This is a genomic window from uncultured Sphingomonas sp., assembly GCF_937871615.1.
Lineage (GTDB): Bacteria > Pseudomonadota > Alphaproteobacteria > Sphingomonadales > Sphingomonadaceae > Sphingomonas.
This window is the reverse complement of sequence record NZ_CALMPA010000024.1, coordinates 1-1,439: the sequence shown is the minus strand read 5'-3', so window position 1 is coordinate 1,439 and position 1,439 is coordinate 1. Positions and strand designations below refer to the sequence as shown.

Genomic DNA, 1,439 nt, shown 5'->3' with positions numbered 1-1,439 from the left:
TTGCGCCAGAACAGGATCGGCACGCGGCGATCGTAATCCCACGGGCTGCCGTGCGTTTCGACATAGCCGGGGCCGGGCACCGCGATCGGCGTGACGCGCGGCTTCAGCATCAGCAGGAAATCACCCGAGCGTTCTGCGTCATAAGAGGCGCGGGCGCGCTCCAGCAGCGTCCAGTTCTCCGGCGGGCCTTTGGGCATCGGGGTCGCCGCGATCTGCTCGCGGGTCAGCGCGGCGGCGATCTGCGGCATCGCCGAATAACGCTTCACCGCGTCGGCGACCACCGCCGCGCGCTTCGTGGCGGGCACGTCGCTGGAAACGTAGACATCGCCTTCGCCGCCGATCAGCACCGGGCCGGCGATGCCCAGTTCCTTGCCGATCGCAGCACCCACCAGCTTGGGCGCGATCGCCGGATCGACGCGGGTTTCCATCGGCATGGCATGTTCGCGCTGTCGCTCCGGCATATCGTGCGCGCCGTGATCGGCGGTCAGCACAACCTCATAATCCACGCCCAGCCCGTCGAGCGCGTCGAAGAAGTTTTCGAGCGAGAGATCCAGTTCGTTCATCTGGATGCACATCTCGCTGCCCTGCGTGCCATTGGCATGGCCGACATAATCGGTCGCCGACAGGCCGACGATCAGCAGATCGGGCGCGGCGCCGGTGCCAAGCTTCATATCCTTCGTCAGGCCATAGGCCATGCCGAGCACCGCGCTGTCGATCGCGGGGGAGGCGCGGAATGCCCTGGCATCGCCCGCCGCGCGCTCGAACCGCCCGGTGCCGAGCGTCTGCGCGCCGACCTGGATCGGGCGCGAGATCGCCGCGCACCAGCCGGGCAGCGGCAGCGGCCCCTGTGGCCTGGCGATCAGCTCGGCGACGGCGGCATTCGCGCGCGCCACGGTCGGCGGCGTCTGGCGGCCGGCATAGGATGCGAAGGTCTTGCCGTTCCAGAACCACAATTCGTCCACCTTGTGGCCGCCCATCATGATCGCCGCGCGATCCTTGCCCGCGACGGAAACGACGCGGGTGGCGGGATTGGCCGCCTTCATCATCTCGCCCAGCGTCGGCACTTTCAGGTGCAGGTCGGATGCGGTGTAATTATTGTGGTCGCTGCCGGGAACGCGCTCGTCCTCCGCGCAATAGATCATCTTGTCGGGGCGCCCCGCCTTCTGGTCGATCCAGTTGTTGGCGATGATCCCGGTATGCGCGGGGCGCATTCCGGTGAGGATCGTCGAATGGCCGGGGCAGGTCTCGGTCGCGGCGTGGCTCTGATAGCCCGATGGGAATACCACGCCGTTCAGCAGCCGGGCGAAGCCGCCGCTGAAGCGGTTGCGATATTGCGCGAACAGATCGGCGGAAAACTGATCGACCGAGATGGCGACGATCAGCTTCGGCGCGGCGCGCGGCCCCGCCGCCGCAGGGGCCGGGGCGGCGGCGGGCGCGGC

1 protein-coding gene is annotated in these 1,439 nt (G+C 68.2%); it reads right to left on the bottom strand.

Annotated elements, in window-relative coordinates; genetic code table 11:
* The coding region (locus tag Q0316_RS07315; protein ID WP_298670920.1) for an alkaline phosphatase family protein at positions 1-1,382 on the bottom strand (1,382 nt) is incomplete at its 3' end.
* Positions 1,383-1,439: the final 57 nt, after the last annotated feature.